Below are 23,723 nucleotides of genomic sequence, written 5' to 3'. Positions count from 1 at the left end.
CGTCAGTCCTCCTAACTATTCACTTCTCGCTCCTACTACTAGTTTCCTCCTGTAGAAAACGGCTGAGCTGGCTGTGCATAAAACTGATAATTGGTACGGGTGCTTTCTGTTGCCAGCTCGCATCCAGCGCCTTCAAGTAAGCGGTTCGGCTATCGGCGTAAACCAGGCTGAGCGGCAGTTGATGGTAATGCTGAATATAACTCATTAGTAACCGCGCCATAAGGCCATTGCCCGCTCCGAATGGATGCAGGGTTAGCAGGTCAAAGTGCGCTTTAAACGATAGATCATAGAGCTGACGCGGAGTTTTGAGTAAGGCAATTGCGGTATTGATTTCTCTGAGTAGGGCGTCCAGGGCGGCAGGTAGTTTATGAGCCTCCACCAATTGCCGTCTACCTGCCATAGCGCTATCGATGCGCAACTCACCTTTACTCGTGTCAAAACTGCTCAATAGCGAATGCTTCAGACCGCCCGTTTGGCGCATTAAAGTTGACGCTATTCGTTGGATGAAAAGCCGGTTCATAGGCTCCTGCTGGCTAGCCATCGCTAACACCTCCTCAAAAGCCTTATGGTGATCGATAATCAGAAACTGATCGGCAGCGGGTAGGTCAGGAAGTAACTTGCTATCAGTCAATAGCGCCTGCGTTTGTGGGAACGATACCTGGAAGCCTTCGAGGGCAATGGAATGATATGTATGCAGGCTATGGTTATTGAACGCATAGTTCGTTAGTATCTCCGTTATGGTCCGGTATCGATTGAGAAGTTGGGGCAGCGTTTCGGTCGTAATGTCTGTTTTCATAATGACCTGTTTCCTTAAAAATGTACAGTAATCATTTGATGGCTTTTACTGACATTGCAGTAGCGCTGGCTCACAAGTCTGCTAATTTAATGCCGGAGTATCTTTTTGCTCGTAGACTGTCCATCAACAGTGAGTTGTAGAAAATAAACTCCCCGCCCCGTTGGCAGTAATTGATCAGGTATTGTTTCGAGGTGTTCGCCGGGCGATTGACCCGGTCGGGTAATGCTGTAAATCGTCCGGCCAGTGGCGTCTGTTACCATCAGCCCTATATCGGCCCGTTGCCGTAACTGGTAGGTCAAAATCACATTGCCGCTCGACGGATTTGGGCCGACCGTGAAACCAAAACCAGTCGTTGGCTCCAGAGCCAATATGTCAGTACCGAAAGGCATAATTGCGTTATCCATCCAGTCAAGGCGATTTTTTACCCACGTTTTTAGGTAATCAATTTCCTGCTGGTACGTTTGCCCGACAAAGCCGTTTGGCCATACGTAAACGCCGATAACCGGCCAACGCTGAAAATTACGGGTTCGGGCTTCGGTGAGTTGAGTGGCGACTGAATCCACGTAAGCCTGAATACGTTCTGTCTGCAGTACTGTTTTACGTAAACGCTGGTATTTAAGGCGTACTTGACTGGCAAACGCTTTGTCGCTGAGTAGCCGGTCCCACCAGAAAGGAATTTGGTATGTATCGGTTCTACAAACAGAATTAAAACCATAAGCCCATCCCTCATAGGTGTTTCCCTCACAATAATTAGCGTTGCCATACGTCAGGTTATAGTCCCAAATGGGGCCCATTACCAGTTTGCCGCCTTTGCTTTCCCGATCTTTATAGAAAAAGCTGCTCAGTCTATACCCATCCACATTTTTGCAGACCTCAGTGAGCAATAAATAATCGACAAAGGAGTCGGTGTTAATGTATTTTCGATACCCGGTCGTTGAATCCTGATATTGAGTTGCTTTGAGGATATTTTCGAAATCTGTAATATATTTTTTTGCGTACTGAAACTGTTCTTCCGCTAAATCTTCCGGCTTGGGGCGGTCAATCTGGATTGGTATCAATTGCCCAGTCGACGCCCGATAAGGCGAATTCCAGCTTCGGGAAGGTGAGCCTTCTGTCTTGTCAATTTTGAAAATATAACCGCCCGTTACCGCATCACCCGATACATCAGTTGGTTTCAGACTGGTGATATTTACCCGGTTCTTATTCCGTTTTATTTTCTCGAATAAAAGGTAAATTCCTTCGTAACTACCGTTCAATACGACCTCGCAATACCGGTAGCGTGGCGTATAAAACGCGCTCATCTGCCGGTTTAAATCGTATGTTAATGCTTCCCGGATCAGTGTTTTGTCGTTGTAGGTAGCATTTAAAACCCAGTCAGATTCGGCTGGCATACCTAATATCGATGCATTGACTGAATTTGCTCCTGATGTGTCGCGCAGTTCAAAACCATAAGGTTTCTTGGGGAAAAGCGTTTGCGACGTTGCTCCACGTTTCTCAATGCCAATTTTACTCACATACGAAGGGTTATCGGAAAGATGATTTTGCTTGCCAATTCCATTATCGATGATGCTAAGCGTGGCAATAATTTTGGGCTCATCCGGAATTATCTGACCATTTGTATTTATGATAATGATCGGCAAGTTCGTCGATGTAAATGTTTGTGAGAAAGCTGGAAGCGAAAAAAGTGTAACAAATAGAGTCAAAAGCGTAAAAGAATCACGCATAGGATAAATTTTTTGTTTTTTATTTTATAAAAATAATACTTTTTTTTTGTACTAAGCTAGTGCCCGACAGGAAGAGTGAATTGATAAAGTTATGTAATGATCAGTCAGTGTAACCTCTTAATGTGTGTACTTCAATGGAAAGTATTGATAAATAATGTTATTAACATTGGCACTTTTGTATATTAACAAGCCGCTCTAGGGGCTTGATTAGCAATTATTAATAAGTTTTGGATAGAAAATAAGAGTATATAGTTAGTCAAGAATAGTGTTTATCAATAAGTAAATAGAAACCTCATTTTCTCAATATTTATTAGTTGGTAACTTGAAAACATCATCTGTAACAATCATATTTGCGCCAACAGTAAATTTGCAGACTTTTAAATAATGGTTACTATTTTGCACCCATAAAGTAGTAATTCATTCCTCCTCTTAACAAATCAATCAATTTATGAAAGTAGTCAAGCGAAGAAATCGCCAGATGACCATGGAGCGTATCTTACGGGCTATGGGTGAAGTAATGGCTGAACGTGGCACTGAAAAAGCCGGTATCAATGCCGTTGCTGACCGGGCTGGCGTAAATAAGGTTCTTATCTATCGGTATTTTGGCGGTTGGAACGGCTTGCTGGAAGCCTACGTGCATCGCGGTTTCTTCCTCTCCATGTTCAACGATAAATTTCTGGACTCTGTGCCCGACAACGTAGCGCCGGAAGCCCGAAGCAAAGCCTGGTCTGAGTACACGATTCAGTTCATGCGGGAATTCAGAACACGCAAGTCGTCTCAGGAGCTGATCCGCTGGGAAATGTCGAATGGCGAAACCGAATTGGCCCGTCGACTGGCCGACTTTCGGGACCAGTCGTATAAGAACATGGTCGCTAAACTGGCTCCATACTCTGATTTTGATCCCCTTGCTATTACCAGCCTGATGGTTGCGGCTGTTACCAATATTGTGCTCACCAGTACCCAGCGTGATCATATCGGCGATATCGATCTCCGCTCAGATGCCGGTTGGGAGCGCCTGGAGACGGCCATTCGTCGTATTTACTCAAGCTTGAATATTGCGCTCGAACGGGAGCAGGCTAAAACTAAGTAATTCAAAACTGGTCCGCACCCGGTTGCTGTGCGGACCAGCTACGAACTAGTTCATCATTGCTTCAATTTCGTCAGCTTCGAGGGGTATATTCGCCATCAGGTCAATGTTGCCTGATTCGGTGATGAGTACATTGTTCTCAAGGCGAATTCCCAGCTTTTCCTCTCGTATGTATATGCCCGGTTCAACAGTAAACACCATACCGGGTTCCATTTTCCGGTATTTGTTGCCTACATCGTGGACATCGAGGCCCAGGAAGTGGGAGGTGCCATGCATGAAATACTTTTTGTATAAAGGAGCATCAGGGTCCTGATTCGCTACCTCGGTGCGGTCCAGTAAGCCAAGACCGATCAATTCCGATTCCATTACTTTGCCTACTTCGCGGTGATATTCATCCCAAAGGTTGCCGGGGCGAAGCATTTGGGTAGCTTCCTTCATCACACGCAGAACCGCATTATAAACTGCCCGCTGGCGAGCCGTAAATCGGCCGTTAACAGGTACCGAACGGGTCATGTCGGCGTTGTAGTTGGCGTACTCAGCCCCAATGTCGAGCAGGATCACGTCGCCATCCTGACATTGTTGGCTGTTGTCGATATAATGAAGCACGCAGGCGTTGGCACCCGATGCAATGATAGGCGTGTAAGCCGCCCCCCGCGACCGGTTAAGCAGGAATTCGTGCATCATTTCGGCTTCGATTTCATACTCCCACACTCCCGGTTTTATAAAGCCCAGCAGCCGCCGGAACATCTTGTCCGTAATGTCGATAGCAGTTTGGATGAGGGGTAGTTCCTGCGGCTGTTTAATGGCCCGGAGATAGTGCATGAGCGGAGCCAGCCGCTCCAGATGATGCAGCGGGTATTTCTGCCGGAACGTATCGATGTACCGGGCATCACGCGTTTGAACTTCCACCCCGGCCCGGGTATGCTCATTGGTATTGAGGTAGATAAACTCCGCTTCGAAAACCATCTGACCAAAAATCTGCTCAAACTGGTGCGTCCAGTAAATCTGTTTCTGCGGTATACCCGTTACCTGCTCGGCTTCGGCTTTCGTTAGTTTATGTCCTTCCCAGATTTCGATGAGTTCGCTCGTTTCCCGAAGAAACAATACCTCGCGAAATTTAGGATCGGGATGCTCCGGAAAAAGAACCAGGCGCGTTTCTTCCTGATCGACACCGGTGAGGTAAAATAGATCGTTGTTTTGCCGGAAAACCATCGTGCCGTCGGCATTGGTTGGCATAATGTCGTTGGCGTTCACAACGACCATCGATTTAGATTTTAATAAGGGTGCAAGCCGATGACGATTTTGAACGAAAAGCTGGTTGTCAATTGGTAAATAACGCATAGCGTAGCTGTTGAGGGCCTGTTTGTGATTAAGTTTGCAAAGAAACTCAAAAGCGATAAGAGTTTCGGTGTGTTTTTCCGTTTAGCAATAACCGGGTTTTAGTTCATTGAATCGCTTACTTCTTCGCCTAGACTAATCATGACATTTCGACTTTCTGTGTTTTTATGCCTGACTGTGCTTTTTGTGCAGGGGCAAACGCGCCCCGCCGGGCCTGAGGTAGCCAAGTACTGGCTGCTGCTGACCGACAAAGAGCAGGATGCTTTACCCGCCTTGTCACCAACGGCAATTGTGCAGCGGAAAACACAGAACCTGCCGCTCGACGAAACCGATCAGCCCGTATCGGCCAGCTACCTGGCCCTGCTGAAACGGGCAGGAGTACAACCCATTTGTCAATCACGCTGGCTGAACGCCGTGTCTGTCCGGCTAACCCCTCAGCAATACGCACAGGTGGTGAAGCTTCCTTTCGTAAAAGAGGTTCAGGCTATTGATCCGGCAATTGTTATTGCGTCAACCAAACTACCGGCAAATCCGCAACTGGCACCAGTGATGTCGCAGATTCAGGCCCCTGATTTCACAAAAGCGGGCCTGACGGGGCGGTTCGTAAATATCGGTGTTATCGACGCTGGTTTTTTTGGTGCCGACTCCGCCAATGCGCTCAGGCATGTGTTCGCCCGTCAGGGAGTGAAACGGGTCCGGGACTATGTCAACGAAAAGAAAACGCATAATGAGTTGTTTCGCACGTTGGAATCCAATGCCGATTTCCATGGGACTGAAGTGCTGGCCGCTATAGCGGGCAGCGACCCGGTCGAAAATATTCAGTTCGGGCTGGCCACCGACGCAACCTTTTACCTGGCACGTACGGATCAGGGAAATCGGGAGTATCGGGGTGAGGAAGACAATTGGGTGGCCGCTATGGAATGGATGGACAGTCTCGGTGTTCGGCTCATAAATACATCGCTTGGTTATGCCAAAGGCATGAGTAACCCCAAAGACAATTACGAACCTGGCCAGATGGATGGGCATACCAGCCTTATTAGTAAAGCCGCTCAGATTGCCGCCGATAAAAAAGGAATGCTGATCATTGTATCGGCAGGTAACGAAGGAGAAGACCGAACTTGGCGTATCATCAGTACCCCGGCCGACGCACAGGGGGTGCTGGCCATTGGTGCCACGAACTCCCGTCTCTGGAACCGCATTGGGTACAGCAGTATCGGGCCTGAGAGTCTGGCGTATCTGAAACCTAATGTGGCCTGTTTCTCGCTGTATGGTACGTCGTTATCCGCACCGGTCATTACGGGTTTTGCCGCTTGCATCATGCAGGCAAACCCAAAACTCACTAACAAAGAGGTGATGTCAATTATCGAAAAATCGGCCCACCTATATCCTTACGGAAATAATTATGTTGGTTATGGCGTTCCGCAGGCATCGCGGGCGCTGGCGCTGCTTCGTAATCAGGAGCTGCCCGTTGTTGCACGGTCAGTTAAAGGGACCGGCAAAAGCATAACCCTGCCCATTGCCACCAGCGAACTGGCCGTTTCTGTTTTCCACAAGAAAGATGCTACCCATGTGTTGCAGCAGGAGGCCGCCAAAGTAAATGCGGGCAAACTTGTCGTGCGTCGGTCGGCAGATGAAAAACAGACAACCGTAGACCTCAAAACTGAAGTGATTGAAATCATCTGGGAGTAAAACCCGGTATGAAGAAAAATTAATTTCCAATTCAGATGGGGCTTAAATGGCATCGATAGTTTTGCTTCCGTAATCAACAGTAAACAACATTTACTCATGGAAACCCAAGCAAAATTCATCGCCCTTGCCTTATGTCTAACAATCGCAGCCTCTCCATTGGCTCATGCACAAAATCCCGACGGCCCACTTCCTGTACCGGGAGATCGAGATATGTCCATAAGGGGGCAGGATCGAGACCAGCGTCGGGCAGACGGCCCCGGCCGCAAGCACGGCAAACCAGGTGCTGGCCGTGATGGAAGAAATTTCGGGCAAGGCCCCGGCTGGAACCACAATCCTGGTGGCTTAACCTCACTAACTACAGTTTCAGGAACGGTTGGTCAATTGCTCGGAAATGACGATGCTATCCTGGATGGTTTCACGCTCAACACGGGTTCCGGGCAAGCCACAACCGTTAAATTTCCACCCCATTTGGGTGAGCAGGTGCAGAAAGCCGTCAAGGTGGGCAGCACAGTAAGCGTAAGTGGCTTCACGGATAAGACGCCCACCGGTGAATCACTCTTTCGGATGAATAGCCTGACGATTGGAAAAACAACCGTTATGGATGCGCCACCGGTTCATCCAGTTACACCGCCAACTCCACTGGAAGTAACAACCGTAACGGGTAAAATAGCCGATTATCGACTTGATCGGGGCGGACGTGTCAATGCATTAGTACTCGACAATAAAACGGTGGTTAGTATTCCGGCCCACGTTGCATACCAACTTACTGATCTGGCCAAGAAAGGGAATACCATTACCGTTCAGGGCTATCCAAAGCAGATTCACGCCGGGCAGGTTCAGCTGGAAAAAGTGAATGTGATACGCGCTTCGGTGCTGACAATCAACGGACAACAGTATTTGGTACGGTAATTAATTTTGAATGGCTGAATGATAAAATGAGCGAGTAGATGATAGGCACTATTCACTCATTTTATCATTCAAACACGCACTCATTATTCTTGTGAAAATACTGGTTATCGAAGATGAGCGTAAGCTGGCCCGGTTTATTAAGCAGGGGCTGGAGCAGCACGGGCATGTAGCCGACCTAACGTATTCGGGTTCCGAAGGTCTCGATCATATTGCCGGTGGGTTGTATGACCTGGTGCTGCTCGATCTGATGCTTCCCGGTCAAACGGGGTTTGAGGTACTGCAAAATCTGCGTGCGTTTGGCCTAACGGTGCCCGTTATGATTTTATCCGCACTGAGCGATCCCGAGAGAGTAGTGCAGGGGCTGGATCTGGGCGCCGTAGACTACCTGCGCAAACCGTTCGACTTCAATGAATTGCTGGCCCGTATCCGGGTTTTGCAGCGACGGGCCACAACGGGCAACGATGTTGTGCTTCGGGTAGCCGATCTGGAAATGCGGCTCGTTTCGCACGAGGTACATAAGAACGACGTACATCTGGATCTGACTAATCGGGAGTTTGCCTTGCTCGAACTGTTGATGCGCCGTGCCGGGCAACTCGTTACAAAAAATGAAATTGCCGAAAAGGTCTGGGCTATGGATTTTGACATGGGCAGTAACGTTATTGAGGTGCATATCTATCAATTGCGTAAAAAACTCGATACCAACGGTATGCCTGGACTGATCGAGACGCTTATTGGCCGGGGCTATCGGCTCAAAACGACATGAGCCTCCGCAGCCGCATCGTGCTGGCTGTTACGGCCGTATTTGCGGTTGTAAGCCTGTTTACCGGCTGGCTAATGCTAGATCATGCCGAAAAAAGCCTGCGCATAGCGTTTGACCGTACCACCCAGACGCGGGCCGACTGGTTACTCTCGCAAATCAGTACGGACCCGGTCGTGCTGCCCCTGCCTACCGATCGGGAGCGGATGCAGGTGTTGTACCAGGCGTACGGACAAACCCGCGAACTCTTCAAAAGTCCCGGTTTTCCGAACAAACCCGTTTCCACTCATCGGCGTCGTCACGTTGGGGAGCGTCCGTATTCCTACCGGGCCATAACCAGTCAGGTTAGTACTGAACAGGCGCCCGACGGACGTATTGTTCTCACGCTGGCAGTGCCGGACATCAATTTACAGCAGGACATAACCCGTCTTCGGCTAGTGTTTGGCATTGGCTGGCTGCTAAGTCTGGGATTGGCTTTTATTGGTGGTTATGGCGTGGCGGGCTGGCTGCTACGCCCCATTCAGTCGATCGTTGATCAGGCCAATACCATCAGTAATGCCACGGATAGCAGTCGAATTGCTCTGCCGAAAACCAAAGACGAGCTATATCAACTGACTGATACGCTGAATCGTATGCTGAGTAGGATTCGGGAAAACATTGACTTGCAGCGTAACTTTTTTGGGGCGGCTGCCCATGAACTGCGCACACCCCTTACAATCATGAAAACGGGGCTTGAGGTCACGCTGGACAATGAACGGGTCGACGAATCGCTGAAGCCCTTTCTAGCAGGTCAACTGGACGAAGTAAGCCGGTTGTCGCGGTTGCTGGATGAGTTTTTAACCCTGAGTCGGCCGGAAGATACCGCGCAGACACTCAGATTAAGTGAAGTGAACATTCCGCAACTGGTTAAAAAGTGCTTAAATCAACTGGTGATTTTAGCGGCTGAATACGACGTAGACATAACGGTTGAGTTCGGTGAGCCCACAGCCGAAACCTACCTGACGGATGCGGTGAAGCTCGAACATGTGCTGCTGAACTTGATAGAGAATGCGATAAAGTACGCAGTATCTGGTACTTACATCCACGTTAGCGTAGCATATGATTATGACTGGATAATTCGCATTCAGAATCAGACGGTTCGTGCGGATGGACCTACCCTCGGTTTGGTGCAACCTTATTTTCAGGCTGATCCGCTTAAAGAGGGCCACGGTTTGGGGTTATGGATAAGCCACCGCTTAACAATGTTGCTGGGTGGTAAGTTACGTCTTGAGTGGCAGTCCTTTACATTTACCAGTGAACTTAGCCTGCCCATTACTATAAACCAGCATTCATTCTCATAAGTACAAATCATTCCATGAAAGGACTTTATTGCGTATTGTTATTGGCTTTATCAAACATCTTTATGACGCTGGCCTGGTATGGCCATTTGCAACTGAAACAATACCCGATGCTGGCGAAACTATCGCTCTTCGGCATTATTATGCTGAGTTGGGGGTTGGCATTTTTTGAGTACATTTTTCAGGTGCCCGCCAACCGTATTGGGTCCGATGAAACGGGTGGACCTTTCACGCTTTTTCAATTAAAAACCATTCAGGAGGCCGTTTCGCTCACTGTGTTTACGCTGATTACCGTCTATGTTTTCAAGACCGACAAACTGGCCTGGAATCACCTCGTCGGCTTTGTCTTTATCGTCATTGCCGTATTCTTCATCTTTAAGAAGTGGTAGCGTCAACCGAAACGCGTCGGCCAGGCCGGTCCAGCCTGAAAGCGCTCGACTGGGCCAATTTCTTCCTAGCGGATGTTCGAGACGGACTTGGTCCTTATCTGGCCATTTATCTATTGACAAGCCGCCATTGGGAAGCGCAGAACATTGGGCTGGCTATGTCTGTGATGGGCGTTGCCACTGTTTTTGCTCAGACGCCCGCCGGTATTCTCGTTGATCGAACCCGAAAGAAGCGCCTGTTTTCCATTGTGGCTTCGCTCTTGATAGCAACAGCGGCTTTACTGACAGTAACGGTACCAACTTTCGATGTTGTTATTGTAGGACAGGTAATGATGGGCGTAGCTGCTGCATGGTTCACGCCCGCTGTTGCTGCTATTACACTCGGACTGGTAGGGCATAAGCCGCTCGATAAACGTATTGGTCGAAATGAAACTTTTAACCATGCCGGTAATGTATTCGCAGCTATTATGGCCGGGGTGATCGGCTACTATGTTAGTAGCGAAGGTATTTTTCTGCTACTGGCAGTTATGTCGCTCATCAGTAGTGTGGCAGTCTGGCAAATTCGTGAACAGGATATTGATCATGATCTGGCCCGGGGAGATGGTCAGACAGAAATAGGGCGCGAAACAAAGTCAGGCTGGAAGGCCATACTGGGCAATCGTCCTGTTCTGTTTTTTGCCCTGGCCTGTGTATTGTTTCATTTCGCCAATGCGGCCATGCTACCCTTGCTGGGGCAGCGTCTGGCAAAGGGAATCAATGCCGGAGCATCGTCGGCTTATATGTCGGCGTGCATCATCGTTGCGCAGGTTGTTATGATTCCGGTTAGTTACATAACCGGCCGACTGGCTCCCCAAGGACGCAAACGCTTACTGCTGCTTGGCTTTGCAGTGTTACCCATTCGGGGGCTTTTGTACACCATGACCGATGCCCCCACACTGCTGGTAGCTATTCAGATTCTGGATGGGGTAGGGGCCGGAATTTTTGGGGTTCTCTCTATTTTGATCGTCTCCGACCTGACAAAAGGGAGTGGTTTATTCAATACCACGCAGGGCGCAATAGCTACGGCAGTTGGATTAGGTGCATCAATGAGCAATGCTTTTGCAGGAGCTATTGTGCAGCATACAGACTATAAAACGGCCTTTCTGACGTTGGCTAGCATTGCTATTGGGGCGCTTGCAGTCTTATGGTTCTTAGTGCCGGAAACAAAACCTGTATAAGTATTTAAGTTAGCTAGGCGAGCCGTCGCTCAACGTCATAACAACAGACCCGGCCGCAGATGACAGCACTACTTACATATATTCGCCTTTGCTCAGGTAATTTTTTACATAGTCGGAGATGCCGTCTTCGAGCGATGAGAAAGGACGGTCGTACCCAATGGAGCGAAGCTTGGCCATGTTGGCCTGCGTGAAGTACTGGTACTTGTCGCGAATGTCGGCGGGGGTATCAACAAAACTGATGTTGGGCTCCAGATCGAGCGCCTGGAATGTATTTTTGGCTAAATCGAGGAAGGTACGGGCCTTGCCGCTGCCGAGGTTGTAGATACCTGAATTGCGTCGGTGGTGCATCAAAAATGAGCATACCTCCACCACGTCTTTTACGTACACAAAGTCACGCATTTGTTCGCCATCCGCAAAGTCGGGGTTATGCGAGCGGAACAGCTTCATGCTGCCAGACGCTTCGATTTGCTTAAAGGTGTGAAAAATCACGGAAGCCATCCGGCCTTTATGGTATTCGTTGGGGCCGTATACATTGAAAAATTTCAGTCCAGCCCAGAAAAATGGTTTGCGTTCCTGTTCCAGAGCCCAGATGTCGAACTCATTTTTGGAGTCTCCATACGGATTTAACGGCTTCAACTGAGGAATTAGGGATTCGTTGTCGTCGTAGCCTAATTCGCCCAGGCCATAAGTAGCGGCCGAAGAAGCGTAAACGAGTGGTATCTGATACTGAATACAGCGATTCCAGATTTGCTTGGAGTATTCGACATTTAAATGCTCAAATATTTGGCGATCAAACTCCGTTGTATCGGTTCGGGCGCCGATGTGGAACAGGAACTCTACTTCGTGGTAATTCTGATCGAGCCAGTCAAAAAAATCTTCCCGATCCACTCGTTCCTGAATCCGCTTCCCCGCTAAGTTGGCTTCTTTATCAGGATATGAGAAATCATCAACAGCAATGATGAAATTGAAATTTTCCTGATTAAGCTTGCTGATCAAACAGCTTCCAATAAAACCGGCGGCTCCCGTAACAATAATCATAAAGTGGTAGTCGTAAACGTGTTCGTGGTGATAATAGGGTAGGTATCAGCGTAAATGAAGCCAAAGTGGCTGTAAAGATACGCGTTTTTAGATGGACAAATGAATAGCGAATTTCCTGATTAAATTGTATTTTTCTTATTTGAGAAAAACTGCCGGACAACTTGACCGTTGACAGGTATGGGCTTTTATCAAGCCAGAACTGTTTGTACCTTTGTGGCCTGTTTTTCAAATTGGCGTTTCTGGCAACCGCCCCATCTAAACCAGAAAAATGGTATACATTAACAGAATTGAGCATTTTAACGCGGCTCACCGGCTCTATAATCCAGCCTGGTCAGAAGAGCGTAACAAGGAAGTATTTGGACCCTGTGCAAACATCAACTGGCATGGGCACAATTTTGAATTAATCGTTACGGTAAAAGGGGAACCTGATCCTAATACCGGGTTTGTCATTGATTTGAAAGTGCTGGGTGATATTATCCGCCGGGAAGTGATCGAAAAAGTAGATCATAAAAACCTGAATCTTGACGTGGATTTCATGCAGGGCAAAATGGCCAGCTGCGAAATCTTCATTATGGAGATATGGAAAATTCTCGAACGAGCGCTCGAACCCGTCACCGATGCGCATCTGCACCAGCTTCGGCTCTACGAAACCCCGAAAAATTTTGTGGATTATTTTGGGGAATGAGATTTTATGTTTGATATAGGATGTATAGGCTTACTTCAGACATACATCTTATATCAAACAGCATATAGCATACATGAATTATTACCTCATTGCCGGTGAACGCTCGGGCGATTTGCACGGCGCCAATCTCATAAAAGCTATTCGTCGGTACGATAGCGGCTCCCCCGGTGATGAACCCGTTTTTCGGGCGTATGGTGGTGAGCAGATGGAAGCCGCCGGTGCGGTTCTGGTGCGTCATTACCGCGAAATGGCCTTTATGGGGTTTCTGGAGGTTGTAAAAAACCTGGGTACCATTCGCCGGATTATGCGCGAGTGTCAGGCTGATCTGCTGGCTAATCGTCCTGATGTCCTGATTTTGATCGATTATGCCGGGTTTAATCTACGTATGGCTCGGTTTGCCAAAAAGCACGGTATCCGGGTATTTTATTATATATCACCAAAAGTGTGGGCTTGGAATCAGCGACGGGCCCTCAAAATAAAGGCGACGGTCGACAAGCTGTTTACGATTCTACCGTTCGAAACGGAATTTTTCGCCAAATACGATTATGAAGTTGAGTATGTAGGCAACCCACTTCTCGACGCCCTCGCCGACTTTCACCCTAATCCGGCATTTCGTGTAGAAAACGGGATACAGGATCAGCCTATTATTGCGTTACTGCCCGGAAGTCGGCATCAGGAAATTACCTCAATTCTGCCAGCCATGCTGGAAACAACCCGGCAGTTTCCGGGCTATCAGTTTGTGCTGGGCACAGTAAGTAACTTGCCGGATAGTCTGTACAGGAGTATGCTGGCCGATTTTCCACACGTAATTTGTGTGAGCGACGCTGCTTATGATCTACTGCATATAGCGACAGCCGCGCTTGTTACCTCTGGCACCGCTACCCTCGAAACGGCCCTGTTGAACATACCCCAAGTGGTGTGCTACAAAACAACGGGGATAAGCTACGCCATCGCCAAAAATTTGATTGCCGTTCCGTTTATTTCGCTCGTAAACCTGATTGCCAATCGGGAAGTCGTTAAAGAGTTGATTCAAAACGATCTGACGCCCGTACGCATCACGGCTGAACTTCAGCGTATTTTACCCGGAGAAGTCGGGCGAGATACGCAGTTGGCAGACTATGCCGAGGTGCAGCAAAAAATGGGCGGTCCCGGTGCATCCCAGCGGGCAGGGCAGCTCATGGTAGCCGAGTTGACTATTAACTAGCTAGGTTGGCGATTGGTCGTCGGTGTGTAGCCACACAACTTTTTGCTCGGGCCTGTGCTCCTGACTAATAATATCCCGATATAGATCCGGTCGCCGGGCTTTTCGGTATCTGTAGCCGCCCGCTTTCTCCAGCTTTTCGGGCGTAAAGGTCGCCATGGCTATGTCATCACCTAACTCCCGGCATTCGGCCAGTATATCGCCAAAGGGGTCGAGAATCATGGAGCAGCCGTTCTTAAGTTGATCGTCGTCCATGCCAATGGGGTTGGCAAAAACTGCATAAATACCATTATCATAAGCTCGTGCTGGAAGCCACTTCATAAGCCAGGCCCGCCCTTTCAAACCATCAAATTCGAGTCGTACCGATGTTGGGTCGTTGTGCCGGTTGTACCATAATGCAGGATCGGCGAAACCTGCGCCTGGTCGGGTAGAAGGGGTTAACATGGTAACGTGCGGCATGAAAATAATGTCGGCCCCGAGCAAAGCCGTTGCCCGTACATTTTCGATGACGTTGTTATCGTAGCAAATCAATATGCCGCATTTCCATCCGTAAAGATCAAAGACGACATATTCGTTGCCAGGCAGCAGATGAGGGTTGATAAACGGGTGCAGCTTTCGGTATTTAGCGATCAACCCGTTTTTATTGACGCATACATACGCTTTGAAAAGATTATCCTGCTCATCTTTTTCAAAAAGCCCCGCCAGGATGACGATGTCATTTTTACGGGCTATCTGAATAAGTTGCTGAATGCTGTGGCCGTTGGGTATGCGCTCGGCAACTTCCAGCAATTGCTCTCTGGATAAGTGCCGCGCAAAGGTATAGCCGGTAATGGAGCATTCGTGAAAAGCAATGACCTGAGCGCCCTGCTGAGCTGCTCTGGCCGAGAGCGTATCGATAATACCAAGATTATAGGATTTATCGCCACTGGCATTCTCAAACTGGGCGGTTGCTACTTTAAGGTTTTGCATAACGCAGGCTATCAAGTAATGGGTAACGAAAACTTACGCAATTACGCCCGTTCTCTCCCAGCGCGTCAGCCAGTCTTTCTTTACGCCATGAACCTGGGAGAAAAATTCGTAGAAGGGAAGCATGTCTTTTTCGTAATCGCCCGTGATGTAGAGAGGCTCACTCAAAATCGCCAGTCGGCGGGGCCAATCGAAGCCAACCAGAATAAGGGGAACATTCGCACTGAGGGCGATATAATAAAAACCGGTTTTCAGCTTGTCGACATTACTACGTGTGCCTTCCGGTGCAATGCAGATATGAAGACGCTCATTTTGATTGAAAACATTCACGGTTGCATCGACCAAGTTGCGTGACTTGTCGCGATAGACGGGCTTACCACCCAAGACGCGGAATAACCAGCCTGAGTACCAGGTAAATAACGAACTTTTGGCGAGGTATTGAATCCAGATATGGATGGTGGGGCGAATGCCCAGGCCAACCAGGAAGTCCCAGTTGGTGCTATGTGGGGCTACTACCCAAATGGCTTTTGGTACAGTTGGGATAGGTCCTGTTACCCGCCAACCCCATACTTTAAATAACCAACGGGTCAGGGCACTGAGCATGTTTAGTGTAGTTAGTGGTTAGTGCTTAGTCGTTAGCGACTGGTGCTGTACGTGTACAGGTCACTAGCCACTAACTACTAAGTACTAACTACTGAATTAATACTTCCGGTCGTTGCGCTCTAGCCAGCGACCCGTTATGAACGCAGAGATTAAGAGTACTGCGTAAAACAGAAGTGTCAAAGGTGTTGATAAATCCATATCGATGTTCAGTTGAATTCCGGTGCAAAAATAACAGAGGCTTTTGATTTTAAACCTATACGATTCCAAAGACCTTGCAGGTTTTTGATTATAAAACGCCCTTCGTACTGGGAAGGTTGTCTAATTCGTTGATGTTGCGCCGAACGGCCATTTTTATGGCTTTGGCAAATGCTTTGAAAATGGCCTCTATTTTATGGTGTTCATTATCGCCTTCCACTTTAATGTTTAGGTTGCAAAGCGCCGTATCGGAAAACGATTTAAAGAAATGGTAAAACATCTCGGTTGGCATGTCGCCGATCTTCTCCCGCTTGAATTCGGCATCCCAAACCAGCCACGGACGGCCTGAAAAATCAATACCCACCTGCGCTAGGGCTTCATCCATTGGCAACAGGAACCCATAACGGCTGATGCCCCGTTTATCGCCAAGGGCACGTCGATAAGCTTCGCCGAGCGCCAAAGCCGTGTCTTCTATCGTGTGGTGTTCATCAATGTGTAAATCGCCATTGACATGGATCGCCAGGTCGGCACCCGAATGTTTGGCTACCTGATCGAGCATGTGGTCGAAAAAACCAAGTCCGGTATGAATGTCGGCCCGGCCGCGTCCATCGAGATTCAACTCTACGCGAATTTGCGTCTCTTTCGTATTCCGTTCCACAACGGTAGTGCGGGCGGGTAAACGCAAAAATTCGTAAATCTCGTCCCAGTCGCCGGTCTGGAGTACAATGGCCTGTTTCATGGCTTCGGTCAAGCCACTGACATCAGCGGATTGTACGGCCGCTAATCCGTTTGGAGGCATGAATAAGATAGCCTTAGCACCCAGGTTTACAGCTAGTTGAACATCGGTTAGCCGGTCGCCAATAACGAAACTGTTGGCCAGGTCATACGAAGCCTCGAAATACTGCGTTAACATACCAACGCCGGGTTTCCGGGTAGACGAATTATCGTGCGGGAAATGACGGTCGATATGCACAGCCGCAAAGTTGACGTTTTCGCCGGCAAACGTGGACATCATTTTATTATGAGCTGGCCAGAACGTATCTTCGGGAAAGGAGCCAGTGCCCAGTCCGTCCTGATTAGTGACCATAACGAGTTCATACGTAGTATCTTCGGCAATTTTCCGCATGGCCGAAATAGCTTTTGGAATGAAATCCAGTTTGGCGAGTGAGTCAACCTGTTGATCGGGTTGTGGCTCGGCAATAAGCGTCCCGTCGCGGTCAATAAATACTATTTTTTGCATAATACGGATAAGAGAAATCCGACAAAGATACAGTCAGGGCGTATTACAAACGAAAATATACTACTTTTGCATTAGAGTTCTTGTATAACTGTTTCTACCGTTTCTATCAATATCCATATCATAAATTTAATGTAATCTTTTTGATTATATTTTTGATTGTTCTGTTAACTAAGTACCCATAAAGTTTAGCTGATTACGGAAACATAGTTCATATAGACACATAAGCACAGTAGAAAAAACAGTCCTCTCTTCAAGAAGTTCTTATAAAACATTACACGTACCAAATCTTAGTTAATAACATGCCAACAGCATCCAGATTAACCCGCATCGGGGTATTTTATGACGGAAATTATTTTCTACATGTAAGCAACTATTATAACTATTCTCATGAACGTCGCAGTCGTATAAGTATATCAGGTTTGCACGCCTTTATTCGCCGGCAGGTAGCTGAAGAGGAAGGTGTAAATGAACGTTTATGCCAGATTGTAGACGCCCACTACTTCCGGGGGCGGCTTAATGCCCACGAAGCTAACCAGCGTGGAAATCAGCTGTTTTACGATCGGTTGTTTGATGATATCCTGATGTCGGAGGGGGTAGTTACTCACTATTTACCCGTAAAAACGTATCAGGGTTACCGGCAGGAAAAAGGCATTGATGTATGGCTGGCACTCGAAGCTTTTGAGTTGGCCCAGTACAAGAAATTTGATGTTGTCGTATTGATTACCTCTGATGGAGACTATGTGCCACTCATTCGTAAACTCAATACGCTTGGCTCCCGAATTATGGTACTTAGCTGGGATTTTGAATTCCTCAATGAGCAGGGTGAAAAGCAGGTGACGCGTACCTCCCAGGATTTATTGGAAGAAGTTTCGTATCCGGTTGGTATGCACGGGTTGATTGACGACCGGAGCCGCCGGAACGATATGGTTATTCAAAACCTGTTCGTGAAGCAGCAAACCCGCCCAACGTTTACCACCGTTCCTGCCAATGGCAGTAGTTATAGTAACGGTAATAGCTTCGGCGGACTCAATGCGGCCGATGCCTACGATGAAGCTTACCTGCCCGCCGATGAGCCAAATTATAATTTGGCGGATGGACTTGATGATTCTGAAGGTCGTAAAATCAGCACGATCCGCAGTCTGAAAACGGGCTACGGCTTCGTAAACTACCCGCCAAACAACCTGTTCTTTCATTATACAAGTTTGATTGACACTGATTTTAACGAATTACAGGTAGACGACGAGGTGGAATTTACGGTAGGGCGAAACGCTGAAGGAAAAGATATCGCCATCGACGTTCGTCTGTTGCATCCTTAGTGTCAATGGCTGTCTGTGTGCCGATTGAAAACCCGCTGATATGGCGTTGGCAGGCCCTGGCCTGGGCTATCAGCCGGGAAGCACATTCGAATGGCTTTGTTGCCTTCCTGAACAACAACGAGACCACTTACCCTAATGGCCCGTTTCCCAACCGACTGTTTGTTGGTTCGAAACGGGTTGTTTCTTTTTCAAATGTGGCTGGTATAGACGCCTTTCGGACGCTGGAGAAGGCGCACCGTGATGAGCCGTCATTTATGGTCGGCTACTTCGGCTATGATCTAAAAAACCAACTAGAGGTATTGAGTAGCCGTAACTCTACCCGACTTGAGTTGCCCGATGTTTATTTTGTGGAGCCGGAATGGGTTATTGACTTTACGACAGACAATACCGTCGTTGTCCGCGGAGCGGGCAACATCGATCAACTGCTCAAAGGAATAGCGGCTCATGACAGCGCTCAGGCATTGAGCACCCCCAAAAAAACGCCCGTTTCCGTTCAGTGCCGCGTTACGCCAACGGAGTACCAAGCTGCCGTTCGCCAAATCAAAGAGCACATTGTAGCAGGTGATGTGTATGAATTAAATTACTGCATAGAGTTTTTTGCCGATCAGGCTCAACTCAATCCGCTGGCAACGTATCAGGCGCTGAATGAGCGGTCGCCAATGCCCTTTTCGAACTTTATCAAGCTGGGTGATAAGTACATTATAGGAGCCTCGCCCGAGCGGTTTTTAAAAAAAGAGGCCAGTCGTCTTGTGACCCAGCCCATCAAGGGCACCATCCGGCGTGGACAAACGCCCGATGAAGACGCTCTTCTGCGCAATCAGCTTATTAATTCAGAAAAGGAGCGGGCCGAAAATCTGATGATTGTCGATCTGGTCAGGAACGACCTGGCCCGAAGTGCCGTAACGGGTAGTGTCCGCGTGGATGAACTGTTTGGTATTTATGGATTTCGGCAAGTGTATCAGATGATTTCTACCGTTTCGGCCACGCTGCGGGATAGCGTTTCATGGGCCGATGCACTGCGTCAGGCATTTCCGATGGGCAGCATGACGGGAGCCCCCAAGATTCGGGCCATGCAACTTATTGACGAACTGGAAGTGAGCAGGCGGGGAGTTTACTCAGGCGCGATAGGTTTTGTGACACCAGAAGGTGATTTTGATTTTAATGTGGTGATCCGGACATTACTGTACGACGCCCGGCAACAGTATGCTTCGTTTTCGGTTGGGAGTGCTATAACGTACGATGCCGATCCGGCGCAGGAATGGGAGGAATGCTTACTGAAAGCAAGCGCTATCCGGCAGGTTCTGGAGTCATAAGCTAGAGTGGGTAGTGCCTTTCCCTAAATTGTTTGCCTCCGCGTGTGGAATTTCCCCTCTTTTTTTCTCATATGAGCTAGTGAGTGCAACGCTTTGACCGGAAAATGACTCATTATGAGCGTAGTTAGCCGTTTGCTAAATTAACTACTATAAATTTAGTTAAAAATCGTTAACTGCATGATCATTTGATTGTATTGCGCTTAGCTTTGCCTCTATCACTCCTGTTCAACCTTTACCTTTTCCCGTATGAAAAACCTTTTCCTGCTGGCCGTATTGTGTCTGCTGTCGGCTATGCTTTATGCGCAGAGTCCAACTGCGCCCACACGCTTTACGTTACAGGGCCGAGCCGTCGATACGACGTCAGCACCACTAGCTTCTTCTACCGTTATGCTGCTGAATGCCAAAGATTCTTCTTTGGTAAACTTTACCCGCACCGGCGACAACGGTGCTTTTTCGTTTAAAAACCTGAAAGCAGCAAACTATGTCCTGAAAATTTCATTTGTTGGCTTCATTCCTTACAACCAGGTGATAAAACCAACCGGTGACGCACTGATTGACCTTGGTGCATTGAAATTAAAGCCTATTACACGGGAGCTGATGGAGGTTGTAGTCAGAACTGCCAAAGCACCGCTAACGATTAAAGGCGATACGATCGAGTATAACGCCAGTTCGTTTAAAGTACCACCCGGCTCAACGGTTGAGGACCTACTCCGAAAGCTGCCCGGTGTGCAGATCGACCAGGACGGCAATATCCGGGCGCAGGGACAGGAAGTGAAAAAAGTGACCGTAGATGGCAAGAGCTTTTTTGGGAATGATCCCAAGGCAGCTACCAAAAACCTACAGGCCGAAGCCATTACCAAAGTGCAGGTCTTTGACGATAAAACAGAACAGGCCAAATTGACGGGTATAAACGATGGCAAAAAAGAAAAAACGGTTAATCTGGAGCTGAAAGAAGAATTCAAGAAGGGCGGCTTTGGGAAAGTGACGGCTGGTGGCGGCCCGGCATCCAACAATGTTTCGGCCCGGTTCGATGGGAAAGGAATGTACAATAAGTTCGATAGCAAGCAGCAGTTCTCGGCTATATTGCTGGGCAATAATACGAACCAGCAAGGCTTGTCGTTCAATGACTATCAGGATTTCAGGGGTAGTAATGCATTCAGTTTCAACGACAATGCCGATTTCGGCTTCAGTGGTGCAAACCGGTATATTTATTTTGGCGACGATAATGAAAGCCTGACAGTGCCCGTAGGCGGGGGCGAAGGACGGGGTTTCTCCAAAAATTCAGCCGGTGGTATCAACTACAACTACGATACCAAGAAAACCAAACTGAGTACCAGCTACTATTATAACCAGACGCGTATCGACCTGGATGCCCTTCGCGAAAATAAACGCTATCTGCCTGGAACTTCGTCACTCCGCACTACGGATACCAGTAATCAGTCGAACCTGAATACAAACCATCGGATCAGTTTTCGTTTTGAGAAACAACTCGACTCCATGCAAACGCTGGTGGTAATCAGTAACGGGCGGTTCGGTAATGGTACTAGCAATCTGCGAAGCTTACAGCGGGTATTCCTCAACTCAGGAACGGGCAGCGAGGTGCCAACCACCAACAGCCAGACACTGAACAACACCTCGGCCAATCAATTTGCTATGGCTAACACCTTTCTGTATCGGTTAAAGCTGAAGAAGAAAGGGCGTAGTTTAGCCGCTAGCGGTACCTTTCAGACCAATTCAAATGATGGCGACCTGATACTGAAAGCCCAGAATCAATTTTTTCAGGCCACCAGTGTCAACGATATGCTGCGCGTCCTGAATCAGGATCAGGGTACCACCTCGCGAAGTAATCAATACAAAGCCAACCTGCTCTATGTGGAGCCCTTTGCCAAAAAGTACACTTGGGAAACGTTTTACAACTTTAGCCTGCGAAACGATGAAGTAGACCGGGATGTTACCAACCTAAATGACAGTCGTCGGCGAGTAGACTCGCTGAGCCTATACTATAAAAACAATTACCTGTTCAACCGGCTTGGTAGCAGCCTGCGGTATTCGTTCAAGGGATTTAATATTTCAGCGGGGGTAGCCGGTCAGCAATTCCGGCTCGACGGGAAGTATGCCCGGAACGAGGATCAGCCACTCCAGCCTATCCAGCGGACGTATACAACCGTGATTCCGAATGTGTCGCTCAATTACTCAATGAAAAACAACCGCTCCCTCTATGCGGGCTACGATGTAGGTGTCCAGATACCGTCGTCGAGGGATTTGCAGCCGGTTACTAGTAACAGCAACCCCTTGTTCGTAACCCGCGGAAACCCCAATCTGCTGCCTCAGTTGAACCATAACATCAGCGGCTACTTCAACTATTTCAATCCGGGAAGCTTTACCAATTTTTGGGCTAATGTCTACACAACCTATTATGTAAATCAGATCGTGTACAGCCAAACGGTTGACCCACAAACCAACATTGTAACAACCATGCCCGAAAACCTGACGGGAGGTCGTAATCTGGGTTCGTACCTTGGATTTGGCTTTCCGCTGAAGAAGACAAAAGCCACGCTAAATCTGAATACGCAATTGAGCTTCGGACATAATCTGACGCGTATCAACACGGTGCTGAATGAGACAAATAACCAGAACTACTCGTTTGGAGGCCAGCTGGCACTGACGCCGAAGGAATGGATTGCCTTTTATGCCAATGCTAACTTCAACGTTACAGATACACGGTATTCGATCAATACGGCGCAGAATCAGATTATCTATAACAACTCGTTCCGGGGCGATCTGAATTTGCAGCTACCGGGTAGTATTTTCTTCAACACCTCTCTTAACTACCGAACGTATAAAAACGAACGGCTGAATTTCAACCAGCAGATCCCAATTCTGAACACGTCGATCTATCACATTCTGGGAAAAGCTAAAAAGGCTGAAATTCGGCTGTCGGCCTATGACCTGCTTAACCGCAACGTTGTTATATCGCAGTATGCCGGACAGAACTACACCAGTACCGAGCGGATACAGTCGCTGGCGCGTTATTTCATGTTGAGCATTACCTACAACATGCGCGGTGTTCAGGGTAAGGTGCGCCGGGATGGCTTTTATTGATCTTAATTAACTCTCTATCATGAAAAATATATTGATACTCTTGTGCCTGTTGACCAGCTCGGTAACAATGGCCCAGAAATCGGAAGGTGTGGTTACCTATGTCCGGAAAGAACACTGGCTTAAAATCACCAATCGGCTTACGTTTTTGAGTCAGGAGCAAAAAGACCGCGAAACCCAAACCTGGAAAAACTGGGAGGAGGACAACAAGGGCATTAAGATGAAACTGGCCTTTAGCCCGAACGAAAGCCTTTATACCTACAATAGTGATGAACCCGAAGAGGGCGGGTATTCGTGGCGCAAATCGGAGTTTTATCTATATCGTAATTTCGATAAAGATAAAAAAACGGATATTATCGAGATGCTTGGCAAGACCTACATCGTTGACGATTCGCTACACGCCCCCGTCTGGAAAATCGGCAATCAGATCAAAGAAGTGGCAGGCTACATCTGCATGAAAGCCGAAACCGAAGATCCGATCAAAAAACAAAAAATTACGGCTTGGTTTGCGCAGGATATCCCCGTTTCGGCGGGTCCTGAGCGGATGAACGGCCTCCCCGGGCTTATTCTGGAACTGGACGTTAATGATGGTGACGTAACGATCGAAGCTGTTAATGTCGCATTTCGTGCACTTACACCAGAAGATATGAAACTGCCGAAGCAGAAAGGCAAGAAGTTGACCGATGCGGCTTATGATGCGCTGATTAAGCAACATATCAGTGATCGGATAGGCGCCCGGCAAACGCCATACGGCTGGGCTGGAATACGGTACTGAGGAGGCAGATCTATTGACGGCATTTACAAAAAAACGCCCCGACTACGAGAGC

General features: G+C 48.1%; 20 protein-coding genes. 13 read left to right on the top strand and 7 right to left on the bottom strand.

Going from position 1 to position 23,723, the window contains the following annotated elements:
* Positions 1-19: 19 nt before the first annotated feature.
* Together NT073_RS22050 and NT073_RS22045 are read right to left on the bottom strand one after the other, a co-directional pair.
* The gene (locus NT073_RS22050; RefSeq protein WP_297377760.1) at positions 20-796 is read right to left on the bottom strand and encodes a Fic family protein; all 777 of its coding nucleotides are present in this window, start codon (positions 794-796) and stop codon (positions 20-22) included.
* Positions 797-882: 86 nt separating this feature from the next.
* Entirely contained in the window at positions 883-2,520 is a 1,638-nt protein-coding gene (locus NT073_RS22045) for a CotH kinase family protein (protein WP_297377758.1), read from the bottom strand.
* Positions 2,521-2,998: 478 nt separating this feature from the next.
* Here NT073_RS22045 and NT073_RS22040 point away from each other — a divergent pair, with 478 nt between their 5' ends.
* A complete protein-coding gene (locus tag NT073_RS22040) occupies positions 2,999-3,610 on the top strand; it encodes a TetR/AcrR family transcriptional regulator (RefSeq protein WP_041617249.1) in 612 nt (203 codons plus the stop codon).
* Between the two features lie 45 nt (positions 3,611-3,655).
* Here the strand turns inward: NT073_RS22040 and NT073_RS22035 are convergent, their stop codons facing one another.
* Positions 3,656-4,948 (bottom strand): aminopeptidase P family protein, encoded by a 1,293-nt coding sequence (locus NT073_RS22035; RefSeq protein ID WP_297377755.1) that lies wholly within the window; start codon positions 4,946-4,948, stop codon positions 3,656-3,658.
* Positions 4,949-5,086: 138 nt separating this feature from the next.
* On the opposite strand from NT073_RS22035, the gene NT073_RS22030 reads away from it, so the two are divergent.
* The 6 genes from NT073_RS22030 to NT073_RS22005 all read left to right on the top strand — a co-directional run bounded on the left by NT073_RS22030 (position 5,087) and on the right by NT073_RS22005 (position 11,240).
* Positions 5,087-6,634, top strand: a complete 1,548-nt coding sequence (locus tag NT073_RS22030) for a S8 family serine peptidase (protein WP_297377753.1) — start codon at positions 5,087-5,089, stop codon at positions 6,632-6,634.
* Between the two features lie 96 nt (positions 6,635-6,730).
* Positions 6,731-7,543 carry a hypothetical protein gene (locus NT073_RS22025; RefSeq protein WP_297377752.1) on the top strand — a complete coding sequence of 271 codons (813 nt, stop codon included), beginning with the start codon at positions 6,731-6,733 and terminating at the stop codon, positions 7,541-7,543.
* 91 nt (positions 7,544-7,634) lie between these two features.
* Positions 7,635-8,306, top strand: a complete 672-nt coding sequence (locus tag NT073_RS22020) for a response regulator transcription factor (protein ID WP_297377750.1) — start codon at positions 7,635-7,637, stop codon at positions 8,304-8,306.
* A complete protein-coding gene (locus NT073_RS22015; protein WP_297377748.1) occupies positions 8,303-9,640 on the top strand; it encodes a HAMP domain-containing sensor histidine kinase in 1,338 nt (445 codons plus the stop codon). The genes NT073_RS22020 and NT073_RS22015 overlap by 4 nt, the downstream gene beginning before the upstream one ends.
* A 14-nt stretch (positions 9,641-9,654) precedes the next feature.
* Positions 9,655-10,026, top strand: coding sequence for a DMT family protein (locus NT073_RS22010; protein ID WP_297377746.1), 372 nt, complete (start codon positions 9,655-9,657; stop codon positions 10,024-10,026).
* Complete coding sequence (locus NT073_RS22005) at positions 10,020-11,240, top strand: MFS transporter (protein ID WP_297377744.1); 1,221 nt, start codon at positions 10,020-10,022, stop codon at positions 11,238-11,240. Before NT073_RS22010 ends, NT073_RS22005 begins: the two co-directional genes overlap by 7 nt.
* Positions 11,241-11,312: 72 nt before the next feature.
* On the opposite strand, the gene rfaD is transcribed toward NT073_RS22005, so the two are convergent.
* On the bottom strand, positions 11,313-12,278 hold the full coding sequence (gene rfaD, locus NT073_RS22000; protein WP_297377742.1) for an ADP-glyceromanno-heptose 6-epimerase: 966 nt from the start codon (positions 12,276-12,278) through the stop codon (positions 11,313-11,315).
* Positions 12,279-12,546: 268 nt separating this feature from the next.
* On the opposite strand from rfaD, the gene NT073_RS21995 reads away from it, so the two are divergent.
* A complete protein-coding gene (locus tag NT073_RS21995; RefSeq protein WP_012927979.1) occupies positions 12,547-12,963 on the top strand; it encodes a 6-carboxytetrahydropterin synthase in 417 nt (138 codons plus the stop codon).
* 73 nt (positions 12,964-13,036) lie between these two features.
* A complete protein-coding gene (gene lpxB, locus NT073_RS21990) occupies positions 13,037-14,167 on the top strand; it encodes a lipid-A-disaccharide synthase (protein ID WP_297377739.1) in 1,131 nt (376 codons plus the stop codon).
* Here the strand turns inward: lpxB and NT073_RS21985 are convergent, their stop codons facing one another.
* The 3 genes from NT073_RS21985 to hisB form a co-directional block, all read right to left on the bottom strand.
* Complete coding sequence (locus tag NT073_RS21985) at positions 14,168-15,133, bottom strand: nitrilase family protein (protein ID WP_297377737.1); 966 nt, start codon at positions 15,131-15,133, stop codon at positions 14,168-14,170.
* 33 nt (positions 15,134-15,166) lie between these two features.
* The gene (locus NT073_RS21980) at positions 15,167-15,733 is read right to left on the bottom strand and encodes a 1-acyl-sn-glycerol-3-phosphate acyltransferase (RefSeq protein WP_297377735.1); all 567 of its coding nucleotides are present in this window, start codon (positions 15,731-15,733) and stop codon (positions 15,167-15,169) included.
* Positions 15,734-16,019: 286 nt separating this feature from the next.
* Positions 16,020-17,168: a bifunctional histidinol-phosphatase/imidazoleglycerol-phosphate dehydratase HisB gene (gene hisB, locus NT073_RS21975; RefSeq protein ID WP_297377733.1), complete on the bottom strand. Its 1,149-nt coding sequence runs from the start codon at positions 17,166-17,168 to the stop codon at positions 16,020-16,022.
* 299 nt (positions 17,169-17,467) lie between these two features.
* Here hisB and NT073_RS21970 point away from each other — a divergent pair, with 299 nt between their 5' ends.
* From NT073_RS21970 to NT073_RS21955, 4 genes are all read left to right on the top strand, one after another.
* On the top strand, positions 17,468-18,484 hold the full coding sequence (locus tag NT073_RS21970; protein WP_012927974.1) for an NYN domain-containing protein: 1,017 nt from the start codon (positions 17,468-17,470) through the stop codon (positions 18,482-18,484).
* A 5-nt stretch (positions 18,485-18,489) separates the two neighbouring features.
* On the top strand, positions 18,490-19,797 hold the full coding sequence (pabB, locus tag NT073_RS21965) for an aminodeoxychorismate synthase component I (protein ID WP_297377730.1): 1,308 nt from the start codon (positions 18,490-18,492) through the stop codon (positions 19,795-19,797).
* A gap of 246 nt (positions 19,798-20,043) precedes the next feature.
* On the top strand, positions 20,044-22,899 hold the full coding sequence (locus tag NT073_RS21960; protein WP_297377728.1) for an outer membrane beta-barrel protein: 2,856 nt from the start codon (positions 20,044-20,046) through the stop codon (positions 22,897-22,899).
* A 19-nt stretch (positions 22,900-22,918) separates the two neighbouring features.
* Positions 22,919-23,671 (top strand): GLPGLI family protein, encoded by a 753-nt coding sequence (locus tag NT073_RS21955; RefSeq protein WP_297377726.1) that lies wholly within the window; start codon positions 22,919-22,921, stop codon positions 23,669-23,671.
* Positions 23,672-23,723: the final 52 nt, after the last annotated feature.

The sequence above is a fragment of the Spirosoma sp. genome, from assembly GCF_026391055.1.
Lineage (GTDB): Bacteria > Bacteroidota > Bacteroidia > Cytophagales > Spirosomataceae > Spirosoma.
This window is presented reverse-complemented; position numbering and strand designations above follow the sequence as displayed.